The organism is Flavobacterium sp., from assembly GCF_017744675.1.
Lineage (GTDB): Bacteria > Bacteroidota > Bacteroidia > Flavobacteriales > Flavobacteriaceae > Flavobacterium.
The window spans coordinates 747,033-770,758 of the sequence record NZ_JAGIAV010000004.1 but is presented as its reverse complement, the minus strand read 5'-3'; the positions used below and the strand labels follow the sequence as shown (position 1 = coordinate 770,758).

Below are 23,726 nucleotides of genomic sequence, written 5' to 3'. Positions count from 1 at the left end.
GAATTATTCCGTTACCGATGATATGTATTAGTAATAAAAACTTTTTTTTTCAATATTTAACCTGACAGAGTTTTAACAATACAATTATCTCGTAGAGATTATAGATCTGTAGAAATAAGATCAGGAATGTAAAAATGTCCCATAGGGACTACATATCATATTTGGATTATTTCCAATGTAATTCTAAAGCAAAACAATTTTTATCACCTTTTGTAATGCTAAAAGTTGTTGCGGAATGATTTTCATTGTCATTTTCATGAATAACAACTTGATCATTTAGAGAAAGCTCTTTTAAGAAATTCATTTCGAAGCTTTTTACTTCTTGCTTTAAAATTTTTTTTGCATCAACATGATCCAAGCACCATTCTAGATATTTTACATTATTGGCATGATTTACAATGTCTAAATCAGATAAATAGACTGTTTTTTCGAAAACAGATTCTTTTTCAGAATTAATGTTGATTCGAGAAAAGCCTTCAACTGTTGCTCTGTTTTCTGGGAAAAGTTCGAAATGCTCAAAAGGCAGTGCCAAAGGTTCTGGGCGGCGTGCTTTGGTGTTGAAAACAGCCCAATACGTTTCGCTGCCTACAATCTTTTTTCCGTTTACATACATTTCGAGTGCACGAACCGAACGTGAATTTTCAAGACTATTGATCCAAGTTTTTACGGTTACAACATCTTGCCATTTTGGTAAAGCGGTTATTTCTACACGCATACGGCTTAGAACCCAAGCTTGATCAAATTCTTGCATATCTGTAAAGCTGATTCCGCCAACTTCAGAATGTGCTGCAGCAGTAAGCTGTAAAAGATTGCATAAATCAGTATATTTTAAGTAGCCGTTTGGCGTACATTGCGTAAAATTAATTTCCCAGTCTTTACTTAGAACTGATGTAAAATTTGGTGATATTGGCATTTTCTAAATTTAGATTTTAGATTGTTTGTTTTAGATTTTCTTTGATGTAATTGATAATCTCATTTCTATCAGTCGAATAATCAAACCATTTTGTGTTTTCATTTCTTTTGAACCACGTTAATTGTCTTTTTGAAAATCTTCGCGTGTTCTTTTTTATTTCTTCAATTGCAAAAGGCAAAGTGAATTCTCCGTCAAAATAACTAAATAATTCTCTATAACCGACCGTTTGTAAAGCATTTAACTCTTTGTTAGGATAAAGGGTTTTGGCTTCTTCGAGCAGTCCCATATTCATCATAATGTCTACTCGCTGATTGATTCTGTTGTAGATAACTTCTCTATCTGCATCTAAACCAATTAAAATAGGAGTGAAGTTTCTATTGTTTTTCTTCAAATTTAAGAATGAAGAATAGGGTTTTTGCGAGCCGATGCATACTTCTACAAAACGCATCATTCGTTGCGGGTTTTGTAAAGTCTGCGGATTTTCGATTGTTATTTTTTGATAATATTCGGGATCCAAATGTTGCAGTTGTTCTTGAAGATATTCGATTCCGAATTTTTCGTAGTTAGAATTTACTTCTGAGCGAACTTCTGGTTGGATTTCTGGAAATTCATCAAAACCTTTTAAAACCGCATCGACGTATAAACCTGATCCGCCAATTAAAATGGCAAAGTCATTGGTTTGATACAATTCTTCCAGTTTTGAAAGTGCTTCTTTTTCATAATCTCCAACGGTATAATTTTCGAAAATAGATTTGTTTTGAATGAAATGATGCTTGGCAGCGTTTAATTCTTCCTGACTTGGAACGGCTGTGCCAATGGTCATTTCTTTAAAAAACTGACGGCTATCGCAGGAAATAATTTCGCATTTAAAATGTTGTGCCAAAGCAATGCTCAGGGCTGTTTTCCCGATAGCTGTTGGTCCGACGATTGTTATTAAGTACTTCATATTTTTTAGCCCAGATGGAAATCGAAACCCCGGACTTATATTTGTTTGTTTTTTTTGGAATAAAAGAGCGACCGGAGGAAGCTCCTTTTATGACTTTAAAAAACAACAAAGATAAGGAGGAGTTGCAATGTACAGCTGGATTAGCTTCATAAATTAATTATTTGGCAATGTTTTTCCGCATTGATAGCAATATTTTGCATTATCAAAATGCAGTTGTGCTTTGCATTGCGAGCAGTTTTTTTTTCCGCTTACAGAACTGTTTCTAAGGCTGGCTTTGGCAAATTCTGCAGTTACAATACCAGTAGGCACTGCGATGATTCCGTAACCCATAATCATGACAAGTGATGCGAGAAATTGTCCAAGTGGCGTAATTGGCGAAATATCTCCATAACCAACGGTCGTCAGTGTTACAATAGACCAATAAATACTAACTGGAATACTGGTGAAACCGCTTTCTTTGCCCTCGACAACGTACATTAATGCTCCTATAATTACGGCGCTGATAACGACAAAATAAATGAAAACGAGAATTTTTTCTTTACTTGCCTGCAGGGCTTCTTTGAGCTGATACGATTGATGTGAAATTTGCGGAATATGTAGGATTTTGAATAACCTGAAAAATCGTAATACACGCACAATAGTCAAGACATTTGTAGCAGGAAAAAAGATTGACAGATACATTGGTAAAATGGCCATCAAATCTATGATTCCGTAAAAACTAAAAATGTATTTTATTGGTTTTTGAATCGCAATTATTCTTAAAATATATTCGATGGTAAAGAAGACCGTGATAATCCATTCGCAAATAAGCAGTTGGCGATGGTATTCATGATTGATTCCTTCTACCGTATCGAGCATTACCAAAAGTACGCTGAGTAATATGAGCCCCAAGAGAACCAAATCGAACATTCGGCCCAAAATGGTATTTGTACCGTAGAGAACGATTTTAATTTTTTCTCTAAAAATCTCGTATTTTGATTTGTTTTTTGTCATATCACGAAGATACGTAAAGTTTATCGTATTAAAAATGCAGGATTTTTAATGATTTGCTCTTGCGAATGTAGCTTTGAATGATGTTTTTTACATCTCGATTGTGCTGCATTGGAATCAGGATATTTTTTAGAATATCGATATTGGTGATCTGATAGTTTAAATCGTAATAAGCATAACCTTTGTACGTTCCGTCTTCGATTAAAATAGCGCTCTTTTCGTTTATATTGCGACCTCTGTCGATTAAGATCATGCTTTTATTTTCGAAACTATTTTCTGAAATAAATTGCTGTACTCTTAAATTATAGACTTCTGATGTAATTTCGCCAATGCAAGCTCCATCACATTCTTTAATTTTATACTGAAAGCACTCTTTTTTGGTTTGATATAAACCCGTTAGTTTTTGGCACAAATGATATTTTGCCGTAAATTTAAAAAGCGCATTTTTGCCTTCTTGTAGAGAAACAAAAGATGTAATTTCTTTCTTTCGTCCGTCAGCTTTTTCAAGTTTAAGATTGATATAGCCGTTTAAATCTTTTTCGGCATATAAAGCAAAGGGGAAAACGGTTTTCTTTTGCGAACGATTGTATCTCGGGCGATTGATTTTTACTTCTTGGCTTTCTTTTAAAAGCGCGATCAGTTCGCTTCCAGTTTCTTCGTAAGTTATAGTAAAAACTTCTGCCTGAATTCTTTTGCTTTTGGTTGTAACTCCAGTAAAATGCTGATTAACTCTTTTTTTGATGTTTTGGCTTTTGCCGATATAAATTAAAGTGCCATCTTCTTTGTAGATATAATAAACGCCAGTTTTGGTTGGCATTTGATCGAGAATATCTAAGAATTTTGGAGAAATTCCTTTTTCGACTTCGAGTTTTATAAAATCTTTTACGATTGTTTTCTCTGTGTCTTTTTCTAAAAGCATTTTGAACAGCTTTGTTGTAGCCATAGCATCTCCGCTCGCGCGATGTCTGTCTGCCATTGGAATTCCGAGTGCACGCACGAGTTTTCCTAAACTATAGGAAGGCTGTTCTGGAATTAGTTTTTTAGCTAATTCTACTGTGCAAAGTGTTTTGGCTTCAAAATCGTAGCCTAAACGACGGAATTCTGTTCGAAGAATTCTATAATCAAAAGAAGCATTATGCGCTACGATTACGCAGTCAGAAGTGATTTCTATAATGCGTTTTGCAACTTCATAGAATTTTGGTGCCGACTGCAACATAGCATTATTTATTCCTGTCAGTTTTACTACAAAAGGTTGAATCGGAATTTCGGGATTGACGAGACTGATGAATTGGTCAACTACTTCATGTCCGTCAAATTTGTAGATGGCGATTTCAGTAATTCCTTCTTCATTAAATTGTCCCCCAGTGGTTTCTATGTCTAGTATCGCGTACAAATTTTAGTGCTCAGTTTTTAGTATTCTGTTTTTGGTGTAGAGGCGCACTGCAGTGCGTCTAACTATTTTTGAATTTTAACGCCCGCCAAAAATGCTGCTTCCAATTCTCACCATTGTGCTTCCGCATTCTATGGCTAATTGATAATCTCCAGACATTCCCATTGAAATTGTTTTTAAATCAACAATCTGTAGTTTTTGGATAGAATCAAAAATAGATTTTAAATGTGTGAATTCTTTTTTTATTTGGTTTTGGTCTTCGGTGAAAGTGGCCATTCCCATCAAACCTAAGATACGAATATTTTTCAACTCTTTGAACTCTGGAGAAGTTAAAAGTTCATTTAATTCCTTTTTGTCCAAACCAAACTTAGATTCTTCTTCGGCAATATAAATTTGAAGAAGGCAATCTATAATTCTTTTATTTTTTAAAGCTTGTTTATTAATTTCTTGTAATAATTTCAAACTGTCAACACCATGAATCAAAGTGACATATGGCGCCATAAATTTGACTTTATTCGACTGAACATGACCAATCATATGCCATTGAATGTCTTTTGGCATTTGTTCCCATTTTTCAGTCATTTCCTGAATTTTGTTTTCTCCAAAAATCCGTTGGCCTGCTTCGTAAGCTTGCATCAAGTCTGAAACAGGTTTTGTTTTTGAAACGGCAACCAGAGTTACATGTTCAGGTAAAGTTGCTTTAATTGTATTTAAATTCGATTGAATCGACATGATATTTCTTTTTTATGAAAGAATAAATTGCTTCGAAATTTTCTCTGCTTTTTTGCTTTCGCTATAATCATAAAAACCTTCTCCAGATTTAACTCCCAGTTTTCCTGCTCTAACCATATTTACTAAAAGTGGGCAAGGAGCATATTTCGGGTTTTTGAATCCATCATACATTACATTTAAGATTGCAAGACAAACATCAAGGCCAATAAAATCAGCCAATTGAAGTGGTCCCATTGGATGCCCCATTCCTAATTTCATTACGGTGTCAATTTCGTAAACTCCCGCAACTTTATTGTATAACGTTTCAATCGCTTCGTTTAGCATTGGCATTAAAATTCTGTTTGCCACAAATCCAGGATAATCGTTTACTTCAACTGGGACTTTACCTAATTTTTCAGATAAAGTCATGATGATTTTAGTCACTTCATCGCTTGTATTGTATCCGCGAATGATTTCGACTAATTTCATAATCGGCACTGGATTCATAAAGTGCATTCCGATAACACGCTCAGGATGTGCTACAACAGCTCCGATTTGCGTAATTGAAATGGAAGAAGTATTGGTTGCCAAAATGGTATTGTGAGAGCAATATTCGTTTAATTGCTTGAAGATGTTCAGCTTTAACTCCACATTTTCAGTTGCAGCTTCGACTACTAAATCAACACCAACGACTCCGTCTTTTAAATCTGTATACGTAATAATATTGGTAATTGTTTTAGTAACATCTTCTTGCGTGATTGTTCCTTTAGAAAGCATACGATCTAAGTTGGCCGCAATAGTTGCCATTCCTTTATCTAATGATTTTTCAGAAACGTCGATTAATTTTACAGTAAATCCGCTTTGCGCAAAAGTGTGCGCAATTCCGTTACCCATTGTTCCTGCCCCAATTACAGCTATTGTTTTCATATTATGATAGATATTTTTTTATGATTTAGCCACGAATTCACTAATCAATTCGTGAATTCGTGGCTAACTTATTTTTTTTGAAATTTAATTATTTGTTGAAACAGTCAATAATTTGATAAGCTACACGCAATGCATCTGTTGCTTGTTCCAAAGTTACAACTGGCGTAGTATCTGTATTTATTGCATGCGCAAAAGATTCTAATTCGTCAAGAATAGCATTATTTTGCTCTACATCTGGATTAGTGAAATAAATTTGTTTTTTTACACCTTCAGCGTTTTGAAGTATCATATCGAAATCTCCAGGAACTTCTGGCGCATCTTTCATACGAACTACTTCGCATTTTTTTTCTAAAAAGTCAACAGAAATGTACGCGTCTTTTTGAAAGAAACGTGATTTACGCATGTTTTTTAATGAAATTCTGCTGGCAGTTAAGTTGGCAACGCATCCGTTTTCGAATTCGATTCTGGCGTTGGCAATATCCGGTGTATCACTAATTACCGATACGCCACTGGCGTGAATGTCTTTTACTTTTGAATTTACAACGCTTAAAATGGCGTCAATATCATGAATCATTAAATCTAAAACCACAGGAACGTCTGTACCGCGTGGATTAAATTCGGCCAAACGATGTGTTTCTATAAACATCGGATTTTCGATCATGTTTTTTGTAGCAATAAAAGCGGGATTAAAGCGCTCTACGTGACCTACTTGTCCTTTTACATTGTATTCTTTGGCTAAAGCAATGATTTCTTCGGCTTCTTCTACTGTGTTGGCAATAGGTTTTTCAATAAAGATATGTTTTCCAGATTTGATTGCGACTTTTGCACATTTATAGTGTGAAAGTGTTGGAGTAACAATGTCAATCACATCGACAGCGTGAATGAGTTTTGCAATTGTGCTGAAGTTTTTATAGCCAAACTCTTTTGAGATTTTTTCGGCATTTTCTTGATTTTCGTCGTAAAATCCAACTAATTCGTATTTGTCAGATTGTTGTAATAAGCGTAAATGTATTTTACCAAGATGACCAGCACCTAAAACTCCTACTTTTAACATGAGAATGTATTTTAAACAAAAATATAATTTATTTGTTGAAAGTGAAAATGAATGCCAGAAAGATTTATCGATTCATTTCGCATATGATAATCTTTCGAAATTCACTTTGATCTTTTTTTTATAATTAAAAATGATGTCTTGTTGATAAATTATAAAAATAGATAACTAACATAATAAGAAAACAAATAGATAATGTTTGTAAATATTTTTTTTCTGTTTTAAAGTCTGTTTTTTTATTTATGACATAAGTGTCTGTGTAATCATCATGTAGATTTTTACCCATTAAAAAAGATAAACTCTCAAAAGGGATAAATCGAAATAATGTTCGTTTTAAGATCATCAAAAAAGTAGGCGGATTTCCATTTTCATCTGTTATGTAACAAGCGGTTATGAATTTTGCAGGTGTGCTTTTAAACACAGATTCGAATAATAAATAGTAAATGAATTTAATAACAGAAAAGAAAGCTAAAATCCCAAATTTAACTCCGAAAGTGATTTTAAAATACTTAAAAATAGAGGTTTCTTGATTGTTTTGTATTGCATAAGTAATAAATCCATAAACGATAATGATTATAATAAAAGAATCTATAATAAGATTTAAGAGGCGTTTGTAATTGGATGCATTTTCAAGATTATTATCCTCCGCATTAATATTCAAATGTTTAGTAATGAATTGGTACGAAATGAAAATGTATGCTATAGAGAGTAATATGTAAATGATGCTATAGATGCCAAATTGAATAGTATGGAAATGAAGAAAAAAAGAGCATATTTTTATTATTCCATCTAAGAAAATTAAGGCGTAATTAAATAATAATAATTTAGAGTCTTTATATTGTGAAAAATAATAAATGATACTTCCTGCGAGGAAAGATAAATAAAAGAATAAGGTTAAAAATGCTATTGAAGTGCTTCTGTACGAATATTCGTTTGTTCTTTCTGTGATAATATAAATATCGAATCCTGAAAAATGATAAGGTTTACTACTAAATACAATAAAATTTGAGAATTCGGTTATGTCTGTAGGGTTAAAGAAAACAAAGAAGAAGGCAATAGAAATACCCCATAGAGAAAAAAATAGTGATAAGATAAAGATAATCTTTTTCATAAAATGGTTGTGGTTGTTAGGTTTATGGTTTTAATCAAAAATAGAAATTAAATCATAAAAAAGTAGTTGACTTTTGATAATTTGTTTTCTTATTTTTGCGAAAATAAAACCTACCCATTTTGAAAGACACTGCCAAACATCAAGGACTTCGCAATCAATTAGTAACCACTTTAGAGCAAAAAGGAATTACTGACAGAGCAGTTTTGGATGCGATAAAAAAAATCCCAAGACACCTTTTTTTGAATTCTAGTTTTGAAGATTTCGCTTATCAGGATAAAGCTTTTCCTATTGGAGCTGGACAGACTATTTCGCAACCTTATACGGTAGCTTTTCAGTCGCAATTGCTTGAAGTGAAAAAAGATCACAAGATTTTAGAAATTGGAACGGGTTCTGGTTACCAGACTGCTGTTCTGTTTATGCTTGGCGCTAAAGTTTATACGGTTGAGAGACAAAGTGAATTGTTTAAAACTACATCTAATCTTTTTCCAAAATTAAACATTCGTCCAAAACATGTTACTTTTGGAGACGGCTATAAAGGATTGCCAAATTTTGCGCCTTTTGACAGTATTATAGTGACAGCAGGTGCACCATTTATTCCTCAGCCATTAATGGCGCAATTAAAAATAGGAGGAAGACTTGTAATTCCGTTAGGAGAAGATGTTCAGATTATGACTTTATTAATTAGAAAGAATGAAACTCAATTTGAAAAACATGAATTTGGAGAGTTTCGATTTGTTCCTTTATTAGAAGATAAAAACTAAATGAAAAGCCCGTTTTATGCGGGCTTTTTTATTGCGTTAGAATTGAAATATATCTTTCTAAACTTTCTTTTTCTCTTTGCGCAATGAAAAGGAAAAAATATTCTTTGTCTTTTTTAGTTTGGGCTATTTCTAAAGATTGATAATATTGCATTCGATTTTCATAATCGCCTTTAATATTAGCTATTGGATAGCCTTTTTGCATCAAAATTAAATTCATAATCAATCTTGACGTTCTGCCATTTCCATCAATAAAAGGATGAATTGTAGCTAAACGTTCGTGCATTTCAGCAGCTAGAATGACGGGATGTAATTTGTTTTTGTTGATTTCATACCAAATAAAATATTCATCCATTTCTTGCTGAACCATTAAAGGTTGAGGAGGCATGTGTGAACTTCCTTGTATCATAACTTGAACTTTTCTGTAACGTCCTGCATCCTCTGGAATTATTCCACGAAGAATTAAATTATGAATTGATAAAAGATCTCGCTCGTTTAACGAATTATTTTTAACCATTAATTCTTTTATAAAACCAATAGCTTCTTGATGGTTAATGGCTTCAAGATGTTCTCGCATACTTTTTCCTGAAATTGTCAAGCCTTCATTGATAACCATGTCCGTTTCGCGAAGCGTCATAGTATTTCCTTCAATTCTATTACTTTCAAAAGTATATTCTAGTTCGAGTGTTTGTTTGATTTTAAAACTGTCATATTGACGATAAGAATCAAGTTTAGCTTTTAAAAAATCGATTTCTTTTAAAATCTTTTCTAATGAAGTTGATAGTTTAAGATTTGAAACTGTTTTGTTGTATTTGATTTCATCTTCGGCAACTTTTAAAGCTTTCAACGCAAATTCATCGTCACCAATTTCATAAAGGATTTTCTCTTTAAGCCAAGCAATCATCAAAGTTTCATAATCAATCTCCAGAAGCTGAGATAATTTAGTAACCTGATCTTTTGTTGGTTTTCTAGTGCCCGATTCAAATTTACTAATCAAAGCTTGGTCAATACCTGCAAGTTGTGCCAATTCACGAGTTTTTAAACCTTTCTGTTCTCTAGCATTTTTTAAAAGCGATTTCATTTTATGAAAAATTTAGTCTTGACAAAATTAGTCAATTTTTTAAACAAAAGAAAAGCAGTATTTTATAAACACTGCTTGTGATATTTTATTTTGGAGGAAGCGAGCCGTCTTTTCTCATTTCTTTTACAACTGCCTGCATTATAGCATCTACAGTTTGTCCTAAATCAGTTACGTATTGTGATTCTGTTGTTCCTGTCCAGATTAGCTTGTTTTGTTTTAACGAAAATACATTGGTTTCGACCATATAAGAGGTTGTTTCTTGGTAGTATCCTGGGTCGTAGAAGTTTGGTGAATACATTCCGTACCAATTTCCAAATCCGTAACCGTACATACCTGTGTACATCCCATCAAATCCTCCGTAATACATACCTGTATAAGTTCCAGGAACATAATTGACTTCTTTTTCTTTACTGACTAATCGCATACTGATTACGCCGTCAAAATTTTCGTCTTGTAAAATCTTTAGTTTTTGTTCTTGCGATAATTGTGAGGTTGCATTTAAGTACTGATAGGAAGTCTTAAATATAGGATTGCCTGCTGCAATTCTGTTTTCGGTAATTCGTCTCGAAGCTTCATCTTTGACCAAAGCGACAACCAAAACTTTTTTAAATTGTTCCTGAGTGATCGTTACATCAGGATCTCTCCAGCTGTTTACAATAGAAGTATTACTGCCACAACTTGAAAACGCTGCAATAGCGAAAAACAAAACTAAATACTTTTTCATATTTTACAGTTAAATTATTTTGTAATAAAAATAACAATAAAATATTATAAAAAGGTCATTAAGAGAAAATTAAATTTGCTCTTAGTTGTACGCTTTTTTGATTCTGTCTAAATCGCGTTTTGTGTCTTGTTCCTTTAGAGATTCACGCTTGTCATAGTTTTTCTTTCCTTTACACAAGCCGATTTGCAGTTTGGCTAGACCTTTTTCGTTTGTAAATAATTTTAAAGGTATAATAGTTAAACCTTTTGCTTGAACACTTTTATGGAGTGTTTTTAATTCTTTTTTATTTAAAAGCAGTTTTCTTTCACTTCTTGATTTATGGTTGAATTGATTTCCAAAAGAATATTCTTCAATATAAGTATTAATGGCAAAAAGTTCCATGCCACTAAATTCGCAGAAGCTTTCTGTGATATTTGCTTTTCCCAAACGTATAGATTTAATTTCTGTTCCCGCCAAAACAATTCCAGCAGTATAAGTGTCGATTATCTCGTAATCGAATCTGGCTCTTTTGTTAAGTATGTTGACTGATTTTATCATGGTTGCAAATGTAAGACAAAATTGAAAAAAAATGAGGCAGTTAAAGATAATTAAAGATTTTTTTTCAACGCATGATTTAAATCAGGATTAACGAAAAAGCTTACTCCTAAGTTTGTCATGTAATTTTAAAAAACAAAATAAATGAAAAAGATTTTTACTTTAGTGAGTATGGTGTTAATCGGTTTAACTGCTAAAGCTCAAGATCCCTCTCAAGGGCTGAAAGGAGCTTGGTTTGCTACTTCTCAGTTTGGCTATCAGCAAACTAAAAGCGGAGAGGTTAAAGGAACAAGTATATCGGTATTGCCAATAGTCGGTACGTTTGTTACGCCATCTGTCGCAGTAGGTGCTGGAATTGGGTATATTAATATTAAATCAGATGGTTATTCTGCAGGAAGTACAGATGTTAAAACACTAGCTAAGACAGATTTATTTGTTTTTCAACCTTTGGTTAGAAAATATTGGAATGTAGCCGGTTCGTTATATTTCTTCGGACAGGCGGCAATACCAGTAATTACAGGAAAAGAAAAAGAAAGTAATTTAAAGGTAAATCAATTTGGTTTGTCTGTATCAGGAGGCCTTGATTATTTTGTAACCAAAAATTTCTCTGTTGAGTTCTCTTATGATTTAGCAAATTTTACTTCTACAACTCTAAAACCAGAGAATGGAGAGAAAACAACGATTACCAATTTTGGATTAGCTCATGTGGCTAATGTCGATTCGTATTACAATACAGCATTTGGTGGAAGTAATCCAAACTTGACTTCTCCAATTTCTGTTGGATTTAAATTCGTATTCTAATTTATTCTTTATTTGATTAACGTAAAATTCTATTTAGTAATTTTGCAAAAAAGAAGACCGTACTTTTCATTGTACGGTCTTTTGATGTTATTTAAAAAGTATAAAATGCAAAACCAATCTAAAGATCCATTACACGGAATTACGCTTCAAAAAATTGTCGAAACCTTAGTCGATTATTACGGATTTGATACTTTAGGAGAATTAATTCCAGTAAAATGCTTTAATTCAAATCCGAGTGTAAAATCAAGTCTTACTTTTTTAAGAAAGACAGATTGGGCTCGTAAAAAAGTAGAAGAGCTTTATATTAAAACGCTTCCTAAATTAAGTTGATTTTTATAATTTATAAGAAATCATAACACCTCCACGATACGGAAGCCATTCCCCACTTTTATTCCAATTGACTGTTTTTTCATATCTTCCAGGAGTTCCGTCATTGTATTTGCCATGATAAAAGCCTTGATGCCATCCGCCGCCTACAAAGAAGTCTAGTAAAAATTTATCACTTAATTTTAGGTTGTAACCCACTGTAGCTCCAATTCGGTAACCGAAACCATCTTCGTACATATTAGTATTCCAATAATTCCATTTCTGTATCTGATATCTGTCAGCTCCTATATGTGCTCCAGCATAAAAACCATTGTATTTTTCTTTAAAATGATAACGAATTTCAGGAGTAACAGTAATAAATTTCATTGGGTTTTGTCCATTAAAAGATTCCCAAAAAGAAGCCATTACATCAGCACTAAATGTGGTTTTTTCTCCAATACTGGTTTCTATTCCAATATTCGGGACTAGTAACAAAGCAGTAGCGCCGTTAAATTTTACAAATGTCTGACTTTGCAGTTGGATACAAAATAAAAGAACAAATAGGGCGGGTATTTTTTTCATAAATTTTATAGGAATTCAAAAACAGCCTTTTTTGGCTGATTTCGAGCGCAAATATAACGTATAATGCTAGAGAACAATTGCCTATAAGATTATTTTAACAAGAAGAAAAGTTTACTTTTCTAATAATGAATAAATTACCTTATCGCGAAATTTCCCATCCCAAAAATCTGACTCTTTAAAATGAGCTTCTTTAACAAATCCGCATTTTTGCAATACCTTTTCAGAGGCATGATTTTCTGGATCAATTATGGCTTCTATCGAGTGAAGTTTCAAATCTTCAAAACCAAACTTAATTAGCCTGTTTACGGCTTCTGATACAATTCCTTTTCCGTGGTGATCTGGAGAAAGTATGTATCCAATTTCAGAGCGATAATTTTCGGGTTGCATTCTGTAAAAGCCAATAATTCCTAGCAGTTTAGGATTGCCTTTAAGCCTGATGCCCCAGTTTATTCCAATATTTTCTTCAATTTTCTCGTCAATAATTCGAATATGTTCCAAAGCATCCTCATGATTTTTTACTAAAGGTCTCGGAATATATTTCATGGTTTCAGGATTAGAACGCAGTTCAAAAACTTCTTGTGCGTCTATATCTGTAACCCTGTCTAAAAATAAACGTTCTGTTTCTATTATTGGAAATGGAGTGAAATTAAATTCTAACATTTTGTTTGTTATAATATTGTGATACTAAATTTAGCACTGAAATCTTTATTTTCGTCCAATGTCAAAATGTCTTCTTTTTTATATAAATCGCCTGTGTTTTCATCAGTGTCAGAATAGCCAAGCCAAGGCTCGATGCAAATAAATGGAGCATTTTCTTTTGTCCAGATTCCTAAACTTGGAAAATCAGGATAATCAACTTTGATATATGGTTTTGAATTGTTTAGGATAGTCAAAGATTTTGATTCAATGGTTTTAAAAATTAAAGCATCATTTTTAAAAAGCTCATAATTTAAAGGAACTAAATTATTTTTAGTTTCTAAAACTTTAGTTTTTGATGAAATTAGATCATTTTCAAGAAGGTAATATTTCAGATTTTCTTCTTTTTCGAATTGAAGAGCATAATCATCAAAAGCATCTGGAAGAGCAATGGCAGGATGTGCGCCAATTGAAAAAGGCATTTTTTCTTTTCCTTTATTAATTACTTTATATTCTAATTCTAATGAACTTTCGTTAAGGGTATAAATAAGCTGTAATTCAAATTCAAAAGGATATTTCTGTAATGTTTCTTCAGAAGATTTAAGAGAAAAAACGGCTTTATTTTCTGTTTTTTCAATCAAAGAAAATTCCATGTCACGGGCAAAACCATGACGAGACAGATGATACTCTTTTTCATTTATTTTATAAGTATTGTTTTTCAAAGTACCTACAATTGGAAAAAGAACAGGGGAGTGCTTGCCCCAAAAATCTGGATTGCCTTCCCAGATGTATTCATTGTTTTGATTGTCTTTTATAGAAAATAATTCAGCTCCAGCATGTTTGATTGAAGCTTTTAGTATTGAATTTGAAATAGTTGTAGTCACAATGTTGAATATAAAATGATTGTTTTTTATAGAGATGTAAATATATTTTATAAAATTTAGTTTTTTAAGAAAAACGCTTAAATTATTTTATTGATAAAATTTTGCTAAAATTGAATTTATGTTTTCAAATTTCTCTGCGAATAGCTTTTTTTTTCATTAATTTGCTACATAAACAGCTAAAAAATATGAAAAAGCAATCTGCAAAAGCCATTTTAACCGCGGCTTTATTTTTTGGGATTTCTTCAGTTTGGGCGCAGCAAACTCCATCAGCGCCAACAGCAAATCCAGTAAACAATTACAATTATCATGATGCCTTTGGCCCTAATTTCTACACCAAAAATGGTACTCCAACCCGTGCAGCTAGTGGTCAGCCTGGTATTGAATATTGGCAGAACAGAGCCGATTATCAGATTACGGCAAAACTGAATGCGACTACAAACGAGATTGTAGGGACAGACGAAATTACTTATACTAATAATAGCCCTGACAAATTAGGGTTTCTTTGGCTGAATTTAGATCAGAATTTATTTAAAGACGATTCTAGAGGAAATGCAGTTGTGCCTTTAACAGGAAGCCGTAACGGAGCCCAAGGACAAGTTTTTGATGGCGGAAACAAAATCAAATCAGTAAAAATAATTTCTGGCGGAAAAACGAAAACAGAAGTTGAAGCAAAATATATTGTTACAGACACAAGAATGCAAATTTTCCTTCCACAGGAGTTAGCTGCAAAAGGAGGTTCTGTAAAAATTAAAATCGAATTCTCTTTCATTGCACCTTTCGAGGGGTCTGATAGAATGGGAGTTTTGGAGACAAAAAACGGAAAAATTTTCACTATCGCACAATGGTATCCACGTATGTGCGTATATGATGACGTGAGAGGCTGGAATACAGCTCCATATTTAGGCGCATCTGAGTTTTATTTAGAATATGGTGATTTTGACGTGAAACTTACAGTTCCAGGAAATCATTATGTTGTAGGTTCTGGTGAATTGCTAAATGGTCAGGAAGTATTCTCTGCAGAGCAATTAAAAAGATACAAAGACGCATCTAACAGTGACAAAACAGTTATGATTCGTACAGCAGATGAAGTTAATGCAACTGCAAACAATAACGCAGGAACTGTAAAAACATGGCATTATAAAATTAAAAATGCTCGTGATTTTTCTTGGGCATCTTCTCCAGCTTTCATCTTAGACGGTGCTAAAATTAACCTTCCAAGCGGTAAAAAATCATTAGCATTATCTGCTTATCCTGTTGAAAGTGATGGTCGTGATGGTTACGGTCGTTCTACAGAATATGTAAAAGCTGCGATCGAACATTACTCTAAACAATGGTTTGAATATCCTTATCCAGCTGCTACAAACGTTGCAGGTAATGAAGGAGGAATGGAGTATCCTGGAATTGTTTTCTGCGGATGGAAATCTAAAGGACAAGATCTTTGGGGAGTTACAGATCACGAATTTGGTCATATCTGGTTCCCGATGATTGTAGGTTCAAACGAAAGATTATTTGCTTGGATGGATGAAGGTTTTAATACTTTTATTAATTCGCTAAGTACTGCTGCATTTAACAATGGAGAATACAAAGAACAGCCTACAGATTTACATCAGGAAGCAGAATCTTTCACGCGTCCAGATTTAGAAACGATCATGAGCTCTCCAGATAACATGAAAGAAAAGAATATTGGTATGTTGTGTTATTTTAAACCAAGTGCAGGTCTTGTTCTTTTGAGAGAACAAGTTTTAGGAAAAGAACGTTTTGATACTGCTTTTAGAACTTATATCCAGCGTTGGGCTTACAAACACCCACAACCAGATGATTTCTTTAGATCTATGGAAAATGTGGCAGGAGAAGACTTAAGCTGGTTCTGGAGAAGTTGGTATGTAAACAATTGGAGATTTGATCAAGGAATCAATTCAATTAAATATGTGAAAAACGATCCTGCAAAAGGGGTGATTATTACAGTTGAAAATTTTGATAAAATGCCAATGCCAATTGTTTTAGATGTGAAAACAAAAAGCGGAAAAGTGACTAGAGTTAATCTTCCAGTAGAAATCTGGCAACGTAACAACAGCTGGTCTTTCAAACATAATTCAACTGAAGAAATAGAGAGTATTATTTTGGACCCTGATCATGCTTTCCCAGACAATAACGAATCAAACAATGTTTGGACTGCGGGAACAGGTAAAGTAGAAAAAGCTATTATTATAGATGGTTATTTAGGAAACTATGTTACTTCTAAATCTCCTTTAACGATTAATTTGGTTGATAAAAACAGTGTTTTAACAGCTGAACTTCCAAATTATCCGAATTTTTCTTTAGACCCTGTTCCGAATGAAAAAGATACTTTTGAATCGCCTAGAGCTGGATTAAAGTTTAAATTTAATGAAGCTAAAACAGGTTTTGATATGATAATTACTGGAAATGGGCAAGTAATACCATTTACAAAAAAGTAAAGTTTAAAAAGATAATATATTTAAAACCCGATAATTAGAAATAATTATCGGGTTTTGCTTTTTATATATTCACAAAACGTAAAAAAAATGTTAGAATTTTAATTTTTTGTTTTGTAAATAAAAAAATAATGTACTTTTGCACCGATGAATAAAATAAGTTTACATATAACTTCTTTGTCACGGACAAACTCACCGATTACTTCTCCCGAAGTACGGACACTATCTCTATAGTGTTCACTGAGTTTTATAGCCGTATATTTATTCATATCCATTTTTCATTTTGAAATCACATAATTTGTCTATTGGACAAACATATCCTAAAACTATTTATTTTTTTGTAAATTTTCTTAATCAATGTTTTGATTTTGAGAATGTTACTTCATTTATGCTTAATTTTATTGGATTCAATTCTGGATTTCAAGCGAATCAATATGCTTTAATTTTTAACTCTAACTTCAATAATTGAAATGAAGATCTCTATTGTTGTAACTCAAGAAGAACATTTTAAGTATGCGCAGGAAATCTGCGATACGATAGAATCATCTGCCTTATTAAGAGGTACGGGGATTGCTAAAAGAACTCCTGAGTACATTCAGAAAAAAATGGCAAATGGTGATGCGATGATTGCTTTGGCAGACGGAAAATTTGCAGGTTTTTGCTATATAGAAAGCTGGCAGCACGGAAAATTCGTTGCTCATTCTGGATTAATTGTACACCCAGATTATAGAAGTCATGGTTTGGCCAAAAAGATAAAATCAAAAGTTTTTGACTATTCTTTGAAAAGATTTCCAGATGCTAAAATATTTGGTATTACAACTGGTTTGGCGGTTATGAAAATTAACTCTGAATTAGGCTATAAACCAGTTCCTTTCTCAGAACTTACAACCGACCCAAGTTTTTGGGCTGGCTGTAAAACGTGTACAAACTATCCTATTCTGCAAAGCAAAGAAAATAAAATGTGCCTTTGTACAGGAATGTTATACGATCCGAAAGAAAAACAAAAAACACCACCAAGACATCCTTTTAACGAGGCTGTTTTAAACAGACTTAAAAAAATCAAACAAGCTTTATTCTTAAATAAAATCTTGGCATTTTTTGTTTAAGTCAAATGAATTAGAAAAAATCTCAAACTGCTACATACGAAAGTATTAGCCTAAATTATAAAAAATGAAAAAAGTAGTATTAGCTTATAGCGGAGGATTAGATACCTCGTATTGTTTGAAATATTTAAAAAATGAAAAAGGATACGAAGTTCACACTGTTCTTGTTGATACAGGAGGATTTTCTGCTGAAGAATTAACAGCTATTGAAAAAAGAGCTTATGAGTTAGGAAGTGCACAACACGCAAACCTGACAATCGTAGACAAATATTATGACAAAGCTATAAAATATTTGATTTTCGGAAACGTATTAAAAAACAATACATATCCATTATCAGTTAGTGCTGAGCGTGTTTTTCAAGCTATTGAAGCAATTAAATATGCTAAAAAAGTAGGAGCAAGCGCAATCGCACATGGAAGTACAGGTGCAGGAAATGACCAAATTCGTTTCGATTTGATTTTCCAAACTATTGCTCCAGAAATCGAAATTATTACACCAATTAGAGATTTAAAACTTTCTAGACAAGAAGAAGTAGAATACCTTCAAAAAAATGGTGTTAGCTATTCTTGGGAAAAAGCACAATATTCTATCAATAAAGGACTTTGGGGAACAAGTGTTGGAGGAAAAGAAACTTTAACTTCAGGACAGCCATTACCAAGTGAAGCTTATCCTTCGCAATTGCAAAAAGAAGGCGAAGAAAAAGTAACACTTCATTTTGAGCAGGGAGAATTAGTTGGTTTAAACGGAAAAACAGATAAACCATCAAATAATATTGTAGCGCTTGAAAAATTAGCAAACGCTTACGCAATTGGAAGAGATATTCACGTAGGAGATACGATTATCGGGATTAAAGGAAGAGTTGGTTTTGAAGCTGCTGCTCCATTAATTATCATCAAAGCGCACCATTTATTAGAGAAACATACTTTAGGAAAATGGCAGCAATACTGGAAAGAGCAACTTGGAAACTGGTACGGAATGTTATTTCACGAAGGTCAGTTTTTAGATCCTGTAATGAGAAACATTGAAACTTTCTTGCAAGACACTCAAAAAACAGTAAATGGAACAGTTACAGTTTCATTAAAACCATATCATTTTTCGCTTGATGGAATCGAATCTGAAAATGATTTGATGAACACTGGTTTCGGTCAGTATGGCGAAATGAACAATGCTTGGACATCTGAAGATGCAAAAGGATTTATTAAGATTTTAGGAAATGCTCAAAATATTTTCTCATCTGTAAACAAATTAGACCATGATTAATGTCGGAATTATTGGTGGTTCTGGCTACACAGCCGGAGAACTCATCAGAATTTTAATGTATCATCCCAAAGTAAACATCGATTTTGTTTACAGTACAACAAATGCTGGAAAACCGCTTTCTGTAGCGCACCACGATTTGATGGGTGATATTGAAATGAATTTCACAGCCGAAATCAACCCAAATGTGAATGTTGTTTTCTTGTGCTTAGGTCACGGAAAATCAATTTCATTTTTGAAAGAAAATCAGTTTGCGAGTCATACTAAAATCATTGATTTAGGAAATGATTTCAGATTGAATGCAGCTGCGCATTTCGAAGGAAAAGATTTCGTTTACGGATTGCCAGAAATCAATAAAGCAGAAATTAAAAAAGCAAATTATATAGCCAATCCAGGTTGTTTTGCAACTGCTATTCAGTTGGCTTTGTTGCCATTGGCAGAACACAATTTGTTGAATAATGATGTACATATTAATGCAACAACAGGAAGCACAGGAGCAGGAGTAGGTCTTTCAGAAACTTCTCATTTCAGTTGGAGAAATAATAATATGTCGCATTATAAAGCTTTTGAACACCAGCATTTAGGTGAAATTTCGGAAAGTTTAGTTCAGTTGCAGGATGATTTTGACAGCGAATTGCTTTTTATTCCAAATAGAGGAGATTTTCCAAGAGGAATTTTTGCAACGCTTTACACAGTTTGCGATGACAGTTTAGAGCAATTAGTGGAGAAATACCAAGAGTTCTATAAAAACGAACCTTTTGTAACGGTTACAACAACCAACATCAACATGAAACAAGTGGTGCAAACGAACAAATGTATTATTAGTTTATTGAAAAAAGGAAACCGGGTTCTCATAACATCAATTATAGATAACTTAACCAAAGGTGCTTCAGGACAAGCAATCCAGAACATGAATTTAATGTTCGGATTGGAAGAAACCACAGGTTTACATTTGAAACCAAGCGGATTTTAATTTTTTAGTTTCACGTTTAAAGTTTCAGGTTCACGTTCTGTACGTGACTTGAAATGGATACAAAGAAACATAAACTAGTTTTAAGGTGTAAAGTTTTAGTTTTCACGTTCAGTGAACAACTTGAAACATGAAACCTGAAACAAAATAAACAAAACAGAAACATGAACTTATTCAACGTTTACCCATTATACGACATTACTCCAGTAAAAGCAATTGATTGTACCATTATCGATGACAAAGGAGTAGAATATTTAGATTTATACAGCGGACATGGTGTGATTTCTATCGGACACACGCAGCCGGATTATGTAGCAAAACTTAAAAATCAATTAGATCATTTAGGTTTTTATTCAAATGCAATTCAGAATCCTTTACAGGTAGAATTGGCTCAGAAATTAGGAAAACTTTCAGGATTAGAAGATTATGAATTGTTTTTATGCAGTTCTGGTGCTGAAGCGAACGAAAATGCTTTAAAATTAGCTTCTTTCCATAACGGAAAATCAAGAGTTGTGGCTTTTCATAATTCTTTCCACGGAAGAACTTCTGCAGCCGTTGCGGTTACAGATAACAAAAAGATTGTTGCTCCAATAAATGCACAGCAAGAAGTAACATTTTTACCTTTAAACGAAATCGAATTGGTTGAAGCGGAACTAGCAAAAGGAGATGTTTCTTCTGTAATTATTGAAGGAATCCAAGGAGTTGGAGGTTTGGACCAAGGAACAACTGAATTTTTTCAGGCTTTAGAAAAAGCATGTAAAAAATACGATGTAGTTTTAATCTTAGACGAAGTACAGTCAGGATATGGAAGAAGCGGTAAATTCTTCGCTTTCCAACACCACAGAATCAACGCTGATATTATTTCAGTTGCAAAAGGAATGGGGAATGGTTTTCCAGTTGGAGCGATTTTGATTTCTCCAAAATTCGAAGCAAGTTTCGGATTATTAGGAACTACTTTCGGCGGAAGCCACTTGTCTTGTACAGCAGGAATTGCAGTTTTAGATGTGATTGAAAAGCTTGATTTACAAAAGAATGTAAATGAAGTTTACGAATATTTCTTAGAGAAAATCAAAGAAGTTGAGGGGATCAAACAAGTAAAAGGAAAAGGCTTGATGCTTGGAGTGGAGTTTGATTTTGACGTAGCAGCTTTAAGAAAGAAATTAATTATCGAAAAGCACATTTTTACAGGAAGCGCAAATAATAAAAATCTATTAAGAATTTTACCGCCTCTTACAGTGAAAAAAGCAGATATCGATACGTTTGTAAAAGCGTTGAAAGAAAGTTTGGAAGAACTTAAAAACTAAGTTTGACTTACACTGTCAATTCGTTTAATCGTTTAACTGGTTAATCGATTAAACGAATTGACGATTAACCAATTAAACCCAAAAAATGAAACCATTATCAATTGAAACACGCAATGCGGTTTTGCGGACTATGGCAAAGCTGGTCGAACAGGAGCGGAATCAGATTATTTTGACCAATCAGGAAGATTTGAGCGATTACGACGGTTCAGATTTAGCGATGGAAGAACGCCTGAAAGTAGATGATAAAAAAGTAGATGAAATGATTCTATCGCTTAATCAGTTAGCTTCACAGGAAGATCCCATCGGTATTGAGCGTTTTCATTTTACTCATGATAATGGAATTAAAGTGGTCAATAAAACCGCAGCTTTCGGAACCATTTTAATTATATATGAATCTCGTCCAGACGTTACAATCGAAGCAGGCGGAATTGCTTTTAAATCTGGAAATAAGATTTTATTAAAAGGAGGAAAAGAATCTCTAAAATCAAATTTAAAGATTGTAAGCCTTTGGCATCAAGCTCTGGAAGAAAACAGAGTTTCAAAAGATTGGGTTGAATATCTGAATTATAACAGAACCGAAACTCAGGCATTTTTAGAAAAGCCAACTCAAAAAGTAGATTTAATTGTTCCGAGAGGAGGAGAAAAATTAATTGAGTTTGTAAAAGCTCATGCAACTTGTCCGGTAATTGTAAGCGGACGAGGAAATAATTTTGTTTATGTTCATGAAGATGCTGATACAGATTTGGCTTTAAAAGTAATTTTAAATGCTAAAACGGCTAAAATCTCAGCTTGTAATGCTTTAGACAAAGTTTTGATAAATTCTAAACTGCCTAATTTTGAAGGTTTTGCTGCAATGTTAATCGAAACTTTAATCGAATCAAAAGTGGAAGTTATTGTCGATAAATCATTAGAGAATTTCGAGAATACGAAAACTATTGAAAACGAAGATATTTGGTACGAAGAGTTTTTAGATTATAAAATCGTAATCGGAACCATCGATTCTCAAGATCATGCCATTGATATGATTAATAAATACTGCGGTGGACATTCTGCAGCAATTATTACAAGAGATAACGAAGCTGCTCAGCAGTTTATGGAATCGATAGATGCGGCAGCGGTTTACCAAAATGCATCAACCCGATTCACAGATGGCGGACAATTCGGACTTGGCGGAGAATTGGCCATAAGCACTGATAAACTCCATCAAAGAGGACCAATTGGTTTACAGCATTTGGTAACCAATAAATGGTATGTTTACGGAGAGGGACAGATTAGATAATTGAGATAATTAGATAATGTGTCAATTAGATAATTTTAGATTGCAGATTTCAGATTTTAGATTGTGAATTAGTGATTTTTGAATTTGATATTGTCATTGATATTCAATTGGAATTTGGAATTTAATTTTTTGGAATTTAATTATAGACAAAGCTTTGCGAACTTAGCGTTTGTAAACACAAAGGATATAAATAAACCTTGCGCACTTTGCGGTTAAAAAATCGTAGCAAAACAACAACAATGGGTAAGAAACGGATTTTATTAAAAATAGGAAGTAATACTTTAACCAAAGAAACCAATCATATTTCGCGGGGAAAGATTGAAGATCTTGGAATTCAGATTGCGGCTTTGAATGACGAATATGAATTTATCATCGTAAGTTCAGGAGCAATTGCAGCGGCAAAGCAATTTGTAAAGCTGGATAATCAAGATAAAGATGTTTTTGTAAAACAGGCTTTGGCTTCTATTGGACAGCCTCATTTAATGCGGATTTACAATGAGAATTTTAAGGATTTAGGATTAAATACTTCACAGTGTTTACTTTCATATTCTGATTTTGAAAAAGAGCAGACCAAAAAGAACATCGTAAACACCATTAATGTATTGGTAAAAAACAATTACATTCCGATTATCAATGAAAATGATACCGTGGCGACAGATGAGATTCGGTTTGGAGATAACGACAAATTAGCAGCTTTAACGGCAGTGCTTCTAAATGTTGATATTCTGATCATTGCAACCAATACAAATGGAATTTATACCAAAGAATCCATTCATAATGAAGTTCCGGAAACTATAAAACTGGTCAATGATTTAAAATCGCTCGAAAAAGAAATCGGAGATTCAAAATCATCACACGGAACAGGAGGAATGCAATCCAAAATCGAAGCAGCAGGAATTGCAAAAGCAGCCAATATAGAAACCTGGATCGTCAACGGATTAAATGATAATTTTATTCTGCGGGCATTAAAAGACGAAATTCCATTTACGAAAATTTTATAGCCACGAATTCACG

General features: G+C 33.3%; 26 protein-coding genes. 11 read left to right on the top strand and 15 right to left on the bottom strand.

The features are described 5' to 3' along the window. Nucleotides 1-166: 166 nt before the first annotated feature. Nucleotides 167-913: an acyl-ACP thioesterase domain-containing protein gene (locus tag J7574_RS13590; protein WP_290969241.1), complete on the bottom strand. Its 747-nt coding sequence runs from the start codon at nt 911-913 to the stop codon at nt 167-169. Nucleotides 914-929: 16 nt separating this feature from the next. Beyond that, a complete protein-coding gene (gene miaA, locus J7574_RS13585; RefSeq protein ID WP_290969238.1) occupies nt 930-1,859 on the bottom strand; it encodes a tRNA (adenosine(37)-N6)-dimethylallyltransferase MiaA in 930 nt (309 codons plus the stop codon). A 14-nt stretch (nt 1,860-1,873) separates the two neighbouring features. Here miaA and J7574_RS13580 point away from each other — a divergent pair, with 14 nt between their 5' ends. Continuing rightward, nucleotides 1,874-2,011, top strand: coding sequence for a hypothetical protein (locus tag J7574_RS13580; protein WP_290969236.1), 138 nt, complete (start codon nt 1,874-1,876; stop codon nt 2,009-2,011). A 1-nt stretch (nt 2,012) separates the two neighbouring features. Here the strand turns inward: J7574_RS13580 and J7574_RS13575 are convergent, their stop codons facing one another. The 6 genes from J7574_RS13575 to J7574_RS13550 form a co-directional block, all read right to left on the bottom strand. After that, nucleotides 2,013-2,852 (bottom strand): ion transporter, encoded by an 840-nt coding sequence (locus J7574_RS13575; protein ID WP_290969233.1) that lies wholly within the window; start codon nt 2,850-2,852, stop codon nt 2,013-2,015. Nucleotides 2,853-2,880: 28 nt separating this feature from the next. Next, entirely contained in the window at nt 2,881-4,242 is a 1,362-nt protein-coding gene (locus J7574_RS13570) for an exonuclease domain-containing protein (RefSeq protein ID WP_290969223.1), read from the bottom strand. A 75-nt stretch (nt 4,243-4,317) separates the two neighbouring features. After that, on the bottom strand, nt 4,318-4,971 hold the full coding sequence (locus tag J7574_RS13565; protein WP_290969220.1) for a YggS family pyridoxal phosphate-dependent enzyme: 654 nt from the start codon (nt 4,969-4,971) through the stop codon (nt 4,318-4,320). Nucleotides 4,972-4,983: 12 nt separating this feature from the next. Then, nucleotides 4,984-5,877, bottom strand: coding sequence for a 3-hydroxyacyl-CoA dehydrogenase family protein (locus tag J7574_RS13560; protein WP_290969217.1), 894 nt, complete (start codon nt 5,875-5,877; stop codon nt 4,984-4,986). Between the two features lie 88 nt (nt 5,878-5,965). Next, nucleotides 5,966-6,931, bottom strand: a complete 966-nt coding sequence (locus tag J7574_RS13555; protein WP_290969214.1) for a Gfo/Idh/MocA family oxidoreductase — start codon at nt 6,929-6,931, stop codon at nt 5,966-5,968. Between the two features lie 124 nt (nt 6,932-7,055). Then, complete coding sequence (locus J7574_RS13550) at nt 7,056-8,039, bottom strand: RDD family protein (protein WP_290969211.1); 984 nt, start codon at nt 8,037-8,039, stop codon at nt 7,056-7,058. Nucleotides 8,040-8,158: 119 nt separating this feature from the next. Between J7574_RS13550 and J7574_RS13545 the strand changes: the two genes are divergently transcribed. Then, nucleotides 8,159-8,800 carry a protein-L-isoaspartate(D-aspartate) O-methyltransferase gene (locus J7574_RS13545; RefSeq protein WP_012025429.1) on the top strand — a complete coding sequence of 214 codons (642 nt, stop codon included), beginning with the start codon at nt 8,159-8,161 and terminating at the stop codon, nt 8,798-8,800. A gap of 28 nt (nt 8,801-8,828) precedes the next feature. Here the strand turns inward: J7574_RS13545 and J7574_RS13540 are convergent, their stop codons facing one another. The 3 genes from J7574_RS13540 to smpB form a co-directional block, all read right to left on the bottom strand. Then, a complete protein-coding gene (locus J7574_RS13540) occupies nt 8,829-9,878 on the bottom strand; it encodes a Fic family protein (RefSeq protein WP_290969197.1) in 1,050 nt (349 codons plus the stop codon). Between the two features lie 85 nt (nt 9,879-9,963). Continuing rightward, nucleotides 9,964-10,602 (bottom strand): hypothetical protein, encoded by a 639-nt coding sequence (locus tag J7574_RS13535; protein WP_290969194.1) that lies wholly within the window; start codon nt 10,600-10,602, stop codon nt 9,964-9,966. A gap of 81 nt (nt 10,603-10,683) precedes the next feature. Next, on the bottom strand, nt 10,684-11,139 hold the full coding sequence (smpB, locus tag J7574_RS13530) for an SsrA-binding protein SmpB (protein WP_095927676.1): 456 nt from the start codon (nt 11,137-11,139) through the stop codon (nt 10,684-10,686). Nucleotides 11,140-11,280: 141 nt separating this feature from the next. Here smpB and J7574_RS13525 point away from each other — a divergent pair, with 141 nt between their 5' ends. Next, nucleotides 11,281-11,937 (top strand): hypothetical protein, encoded by a 657-nt coding sequence (locus J7574_RS13525; RefSeq protein ID WP_290969187.1) that lies wholly within the window; start codon nt 11,281-11,283, stop codon nt 11,935-11,937. 105 nt (nt 11,938-12,042) lie between these two features. Continuing rightward, nucleotides 12,043-12,267: a VF530 family DNA-binding protein gene (locus tag J7574_RS13520; protein ID WP_111376858.1), complete on the top strand. Its 225-nt coding sequence runs from the start codon at nt 12,043-12,045 to the stop codon at nt 12,265-12,267. 3 nt (nt 12,268-12,270) lie between these two features. Here the strand turns inward: J7574_RS13520 and J7574_RS13515 are convergent, their stop codons facing one another. The 3 genes from J7574_RS13515 to J7574_RS13505 form a co-directional block, all read right to left on the bottom strand. Continuing rightward, nucleotides 12,271-12,825 (bottom strand): DUF3575 domain-containing protein, encoded by a 555-nt coding sequence (locus J7574_RS13515; protein WP_290969180.1) that lies wholly within the window; start codon nt 12,823-12,825, stop codon nt 12,271-12,273. 111 nt (nt 12,826-12,936) lie between these two features. Next, a complete protein-coding gene (locus J7574_RS13510) occupies nt 12,937-13,485 on the bottom strand; it encodes a GNAT family N-acetyltransferase (RefSeq protein ID WP_290969178.1) in 549 nt (182 codons plus the stop codon). 8 nt (nt 13,486-13,493) lie between these two features. Then, nucleotides 13,494-14,345, bottom strand: a complete 852-nt coding sequence (locus J7574_RS13505; RefSeq protein ID WP_290969175.1) for an aldose 1-epimerase family protein — start codon at nt 14,343-14,345, stop codon at nt 13,494-13,496. 185 nt (nt 14,346-14,530) lie between these two features. Between J7574_RS13505 and J7574_RS13500 the strand changes: the two genes are divergently transcribed. Beyond that, nucleotides 14,531-16,801, top strand: a complete 2,271-nt coding sequence (locus J7574_RS13500; RefSeq protein ID WP_290969173.1) for a M1 family metallopeptidase — start codon at nt 14,531-14,533, stop codon at nt 16,799-16,801. 98 nt (nt 16,802-16,899) lie between these two features. Here the strand turns inward: J7574_RS13500 and J7574_RS13495 are convergent, their stop codons facing one another. Beyond that, nucleotides 16,900-17,067, bottom strand: a complete 168-nt coding sequence (locus tag J7574_RS13495) for a hypothetical protein (RefSeq protein ID WP_162615021.1) — start codon at nt 17,065-17,067, stop codon at nt 16,900-16,902. A gap of 201 nt (nt 17,068-17,268) precedes the next feature. Between J7574_RS13495 and J7574_RS13490 the strand changes: the two genes are divergently transcribed. The 6 genes from J7574_RS13490 to proB all read left to right on the top strand — a co-directional run bounded on the left by J7574_RS13490 (nt 17,269) and on the right by proB (nt 23,713). Further along, nucleotides 17,269-17,904 (top strand): GNAT family N-acetyltransferase, encoded by a 636-nt coding sequence (locus tag J7574_RS13490; RefSeq protein WP_290969167.1) that lies wholly within the window; start codon nt 17,269-17,271, stop codon nt 17,902-17,904. Between the two features lie 64 nt (nt 17,905-17,968). After that, the gene (locus J7574_RS13485) at nt 17,969-19,162 is read left to right on the top strand and encodes an argininosuccinate synthase domain-containing protein (RefSeq protein WP_207296668.1); all 1,194 of its coding nucleotides are present in this window, start codon (nt 17,969-17,971) and stop codon (nt 19,160-19,162) included. Further along, nucleotides 19,155-20,132: an N-acetyl-gamma-glutamyl-phosphate reductase gene (gene argC, locus J7574_RS13480; RefSeq protein WP_290969159.1), complete on the top strand. Its 978-nt coding sequence runs from the start codon at nt 19,155-19,157 to the stop codon at nt 20,130-20,132. Before J7574_RS13485 ends, argC begins: the two co-directional genes overlap by 8 nt. A 161-nt stretch (nt 20,133-20,293) precedes the next feature. Further along, nucleotides 20,294-21,433, top strand: a complete 1,140-nt coding sequence (locus J7574_RS13475) for an aminotransferase class III-fold pyridoxal phosphate-dependent enzyme (protein WP_290969156.1) — start codon at nt 20,294-20,296, stop codon at nt 21,431-21,433. An 85-nt stretch (nt 21,434-21,518) separates the two neighbouring features. Continuing rightward, complete coding sequence (locus J7574_RS13470; protein WP_290969153.1) at nt 21,519-22,712, top strand: glutamate-5-semialdehyde dehydrogenase; 1,194 nt, start codon at nt 21,519-21,521, stop codon at nt 22,710-22,712. 239 nt (nt 22,713-22,951) lie between these two features. Continuing rightward, a complete protein-coding gene (gene proB, locus J7574_RS13465) occupies nt 22,952-23,713 on the top strand; it encodes a glutamate 5-kinase (RefSeq protein ID WP_290969150.1) in 762 nt (253 codons plus the stop codon). Nucleotides 23,714-23,726: the final 13 nt, after the last annotated feature.

Excerpts from the sequence above, each read along its gene's own strand:
- J7574_RS13590 (WP_290969241.1), bottom strand. The coding sequence starts at position 913 with ATGCCAATATCACCAAATTTTACATCAGTTCTAAGTAAAGACTGGGAA.
- miaA (WP_290969238.1), bottom strand. The coding sequence starts at position 1,859 with ATGAAGTACTTAATAACAATCGTCGGACCAACAGCTATCGGGAAAACA.
- J7574_RS13580 (WP_290969236.1), top strand. The coding sequence starts at position 1,874 with ATGGAAATCGAAACCCCGGACTTATATTTGTTTGTTTTTTTTGGAATA.
- J7574_RS13575 (WP_290969233.1), bottom strand. The coding sequence starts at position 2,852 with ATGACAAAAAACAAATCAAAATACGAGATTTTTAGAGAAAAAATTAAA.
- J7574_RS13565 (WP_290969220.1), bottom strand. The coding sequence starts at position 4,971 with ATGTCGATTCAATCGAATTTAAATACAATTAAAGCAACTTTACCTGAA.
- J7574_RS13560 (WP_290969217.1), bottom strand. The coding sequence starts at position 5,877 with ATGAAAACAATAGCTGTAATTGGGGCAGGAACAATGGGTAACGGAATT.
- J7574_RS13555 (WP_290969214.1), bottom strand. The coding sequence starts at position 6,931 with ATGTTAAAAGTAGGAGTTTTAGGTGCTGGTCATCTTGGTAAAATACAT.
- J7574_RS13550 (WP_290969211.1), bottom strand. The coding sequence starts at position 8,039 with ATGAAAAAGATTATCTTTATCTTATCACTATTTTTTTCTCTATGGGGT.
- J7574_RS13540 (WP_290969197.1), bottom strand. The coding sequence starts at position 9,878 with ATGAAATCGCTTTTAAAAAATGCTAGAGAACAGAAAGGTTTAAAAACT.
- J7574_RS13535 (WP_290969194.1), bottom strand. The coding sequence starts at position 10,602 with ATGAAAAAGTATTTAGTTTTGTTTTTCGCTATTGCAGCGTTTTCAAGT.
- smpB (WP_095927676.1), bottom strand. The coding sequence starts at position 11,139 with ATGATAAAATCAGTCAACATACTTAACAAAAGAGCCAGATTCGATTAC.
- J7574_RS13525 (WP_290969187.1), top strand. The coding sequence starts at position 11,281 with ATGAAAAAGATTTTTACTTTAGTGAGTATGGTGTTAATCGGTTTAACT.
- J7574_RS13520 (WP_111376858.1), top strand. The coding sequence starts at position 12,043 with ATGCAAAACCAATCTAAAGATCCATTACACGGAATTACGCTTCAAAAA.
- J7574_RS13515 (WP_290969180.1), bottom strand. The coding sequence starts at position 12,825 with ATGAAAAAAATACCCGCCCTATTTGTTCTTTTATTTTGTATCCAACTG.
- J7574_RS13510 (WP_290969178.1), bottom strand. The coding sequence starts at position 13,485 with ATGTTAGAATTTAATTTCACTCCATTTCCAATAATAGAAACAGAACGT.
- J7574_RS13500 (WP_290969173.1), top strand. The coding sequence starts at position 14,531 with ATGAAAAAGCAATCTGCAAAAGCCATTTTAACCGCGGCTTTATTTTTT.
- J7574_RS13495 (WP_162615021.1), bottom strand. The coding sequence starts at position 17,067 with ATGAATAAATATACGGCTATAAAACTCAGTGAACACTATAGAGATAGT.
- J7574_RS13490 (WP_290969167.1), top strand. The coding sequence starts at position 17,269 with ATGAAGATCTCTATTGTTGTAACTCAAGAAGAACATTTTAAGTATGCG.
- J7574_RS13485 (WP_207296668.1), top strand. The coding sequence starts at position 17,969 with ATGAAAAAAGTAGTATTAGCTTATAGCGGAGGATTAGATACCTCGTAT.
- argC (WP_290969159.1), top strand. The coding sequence starts at position 19,155 with ATGATTAATGTCGGAATTATTGGTGGTTCTGGCTACACAGCCGGAGAA.
- J7574_RS13475 (WP_290969156.1), top strand. The coding sequence starts at position 20,294 with ATGAACTTATTCAACGTTTACCCATTATACGACATTACTCCAGTAAAA.
- J7574_RS13470 (WP_290969153.1), top strand. The coding sequence starts at position 21,519 with ATGAAACCATTATCAATTGAAACACGCAATGCGGTTTTGCGGACTATG.
- proB (WP_290969150.1), top strand. The coding sequence starts at position 22,952 with ATGGGTAAGAAACGGATTTTATTAAAAATAGGAAGTAATACTTTAACC.